Origin of the sequence: Polaribacter sp. (genome assembly GCF_965656025.1) — a bacterium.
Taxonomy (GTDB): Bacteria; Bacteroidota; Bacteroidia; order Flavobacteriales; family Flavobacteriaceae; genus Polaribacter.
In genome coordinates this window covers 1-3,955 of record NZ_CBFHJT010000110.1, presented here as the reverse complement: position 1 = coordinate 3,955, position 3,955 = coordinate 1, and the positions used below count along the sequence as shown (strand labels likewise).

The following is a 3,955-nucleotide window of genomic DNA, read 5'->3' as shown; positions in this document are numbered from 1 at the left end:
GAAAATTGTCCAATACTATCTTTTTCAAAGAGATGATTATTACCAATCCAGCGTGTAGATTTCCATTCGGAATAGGTTAAAATACCCATACTCCAATACGCTGATTCACTCCAATCGGTTTCTCCTTTAGTTGTCCAAGCCTTCACTTTCCAATAGGCCTCATCTTTACTATCTAATACTTTCCCTGAGTACTTCACATTTACGGAAGCATCGCTTTTCACTTTTCCAGAATCCCATAAATCGGCCTTGTTATTTCCTAAATTCTCAAGAGAAGAAGCTACCATAATCCGATATGACAATTGTTCTACCTCAACTTGATCCGTATTAAAACGCCAGCTTAATCGCGGTTGTAAAACATCAATACCTAAAGGGTTGTTCAACATTTCACATTGTAGGTTGTCTAGTTTAATATCATTTTGAGCTAAGGAGACAAAAGACACTAAAAAAAGACTTATATGTAATACTAACTTCTTCATTTATAAACTCTATTTTGAAATAAGTTTTTCAAGCTTTTCTGAAGCAGCAATCTCTTCACCGTTTCTAAATACCTTAAATCCTTTACCTCTATTATACTTTTCACCGGTTTTATCCCAAAGAATGGTAATAATATCACCATGATATAAAACATTATCTAAGCAAAACCAATCCCATTTTTCTTGTGGAATTAATGGATTTACTTCAATTTTATCATCAACTCTAGGACGTAAACCAACCAAACCTGTAATAATTAAGTCATTAAAAGTGGAATGATTGTAATAGCGACTGCGCTCTCTATCTCCCATTAACCAATACCCTGTAGTTTCATCTAAGTATTCACCAATATATGGTCTACCCCTGTAATATTGCGACTCTACATACAAGTTCATTTGTTTAAAATAATCGTTATTATCTACTACTTCTTGATTGTAGTGATTCAATACGTTTGCCATGGCTGTTAACGTTTGTGAAGTTGCGAAAGGCCATACAGCTCCATCCCATTCACAGGTACCTGTTCCATGACTTCTAAAACGAGGGCTTCTACGTTCTGCAGTAGTTAATCCAAAAGGTGCTGAGAAACCTGTTTCATCTTTTATTTGTTTCCAAGCAACTTCAAATCCTTTATTTTTTTTGGGTAAATTAAAATACCAAGGAATAAAACCAATAGCTTCACGAACATTTGAAGAAGTATCTTTTTCGGTTAACGTTTCAAAAAATTCTGCATCTTTATTCCATAATTTAGTTTCTACTAAATTTTGAAGAGTATCTGACTTTGCTTTAAAATATTGCTGTTTTTCAGAATCGCCTTTCATTTTTGCTATTTTAGCTAAAGCTTCAGCATTGGCATACATGTAACTATTAATCGTAGGTCTTACATTGCGAACATGACGTCCACCACTTAACGATTCCTCCATGCCATCTTTTACATCATTTTGCCAAAACAAACCATCTGGTCTCTGACGTTCTTCTTCCCATACGTTATAATCATTCACCAAATCTGGATACAAATCTAAAAGGTAGTTTTTATCTTTATTTACTAAATACCGATTGTATAGAGCATCTGCTGTCCAACTACTAAATTTATGGAATTTTTTCATTGGTTTTCCTTCATTTCCTCTATACCAAATATTTACATTTTGTTCGATATATTTTGGATCGTGTACCCATCTAAACTCATAAATATGATGTCCTAAAGCACAAGCAATTAAATTGTACTTATCTGCATAAGAACGGTTTACCAAAAACTCTGTAATCGCGTAACCTTGTGGTGTATCAGTAATGTGCTTTCTTAAACTCCACCAACGGAAATAGTACATTTCCTCGAAATTATCTTGAGGACATTCAAACAAAGGAATATTTGATTTCATCCATGCCCAAGCACTATCATTTGGAACAGCTTTGGCTATGTTTTCATCTTCCATCCTATTAAAATAATCTGCATAATGCTTATAATCTTCAACATTTAAAATAGCAGCTGTATTTTTATCTGATTTCACTGAATTACAACTTACCAGCGTTATCGCTAACAAAAAAATTAATAGATATATATTTGATTTTAGATTCATTCTTTTCTTTAAAATTTATTTCGCGTAGAAAAAATAGGTCTCTCCTGCTTTCATTTTTACATCATATTCATAATACTTAGGAAGCTTAAATGTATCAATTTTTGCCTCTGGAGAAATGATAGGAGTCTTTACCTCTACATCAAAAGATAAATCATTTTTATTGTCTCCTCTTGCTTTTTTAAGCTTTCTACCTTTTAAAGGTGTTTCACTTCTTAACCTGCAGTTTCCATCTAAAGTGGGTTGAATTTTAAGAACTGTAACTTTATTATTTTTCCAAGTGATATCAATTTCGAAACCTCCTCTAGCTTTTAAACCTTTTATAGATCCATCTTTCCAAACATTTGGTAATGCTGGCAACAAATGAATTGCGCCTTCATGACTTTGCATTAACATTTCTGCAATACCTGCTGTACAACCAAAATTTCCATCAATTTGAAACGGCTGGTGTGCATCTAACATATTTGGATAAGTTCCACCACCTTTTCTTTGTTTCGCAGTTACTAAATGTAACTGATCTTGTAGTAATTTATAGGCGTGATCTCCATCTAACAAACGTGCCCACAAATTTACTTTCCATCCCATAGACCAACCTGTAGATTCATCACCTCTAAACATTAAAGACGTTTTTGCGGCTTGAAATAATTTTGGTGTTTTAAATGGTGAAATTTGATTACTCGGAAATAAACCGTATAAATGCGAAACGTGTCTGTGATGATCTTCTGGGTCGTCCCAATCGTGCATCCATTCTTGTAATTGTCCGTATTTACCAATTCGCATTGGAGACATTTTACTTAAAGCAGTATTTAATTTATTGGCAAATTCTGCATCTTTAGAAAGTATTTTTGATGCTTTCATCACATTGGTAAATAAATCAAAAACCAATTGGTTATCCATTGTTGTTCCTGCAGCAATAGATGATTTTCCATCTTCTGCAGCATGAGTGTTTTCTGGAGAATTGGAAGGCACAACAACCAAATAACCAGATTCAGGTTCTGGAATCATAAAATCTAAAAAGAAACTTGCTGCACCTTTTAATATCGGGTAAATTTCTTCTAAATATTTTTTATCTCCTGTGTATAAATAACGTTCCCATAAATCTTGACAAACCCAAGCAGCACCTGAAGGCCACATGCCAGAAGTAGCATAATCTACGGGCCCAGTAATTCGCCAAATGTCTGTATTATGATGTAATACCCAACCATTTGCGTTGTATAGTCTTTTTGCACTTTCTTTTCCAGTAACACTCAACTCTTTTGCCATTTGTATGAAAGGCTCATGCAATTCTGAAAGATTGGTTAATTCTGCTGGCCAATAATTCATCTCTGCATTAATGTTCATTGTGTATTTACTTTCCCAAGGTGGGAATAACATATCATTCCAAATACCTTGAAGATTTGCTGGTTGCCCACCAGGTTGCGAACTAGAAATTAATAAATATCGACCAAATTGAAAGTACAATGAGGCTAGTTGCGGATCGAATTGACTGTCAAATTTTCGAATTCGTTCATCTGTGGTTTCGTTTGCAACTTCTGTAATTCCTAAATCTAAAGAAACTCGATTGAAAAATTTTTGATAATAGGCTACGTGAGATTTTTTTATGGTTTCAAAGTCTTTTGTAATTGCTTTATTCAAATAGTTTTTAGTCTTCTCTTCTTGATCTTTCGTAAGTGTTTTGTAATCTTTAAAATTAGTAGCAATTGAAATATATAACGTAACTTCATTGGCGTTTTCAATACTAATAATTCCGTTTCGTACAGATTTATTTCCACCTTCGTTTTTTGCAAAAATTCTTCCTTGAAATTTTATACGTCCTTTTTGTTTTTCGTAGGTACTTGTAGTTCCTGAAAGTGCTATTTGATCATCTTCTGTAGTCGTTTTCGTTTTATCAAAAGGACTATTCATAAATAGATTAC

General features: G+C 33.6%; 2 protein-coding genes and 1 pseudogene. All 3 read right to left on the bottom strand.

Going from position 1 to position 3,955, the window contains the following annotated elements; all coding sequences use genetic code 11:
* Positions 1–476: pseudogene (locus ACTG3S_RS13980) on the bottom strand (alpha-rhamnosidase); the annotation flags it as partial.
* Positions 477–485: 9 nt separating this feature from the next.
* A complete protein-coding gene (locus ACTG3S_RS13975; RefSeq protein ID WP_439129949.1) occupies positions 486–1,973 on the bottom strand; it encodes an MGH1-like glycoside hydrolase domain-containing protein in 1,488 nt (495 codons plus the stop codon).
* A gap of 84 nt (positions 1,974–2,057) precedes the next feature.
* Positions 2,058–3,955 (bottom strand): glycosyl hydrolase family 95 catalytic domain-containing protein (locus ACTG3S_RS13970; RefSeq protein ID WP_439129948.1); only part of this gene is annotated, 1,898 nt, incomplete at its 5' end.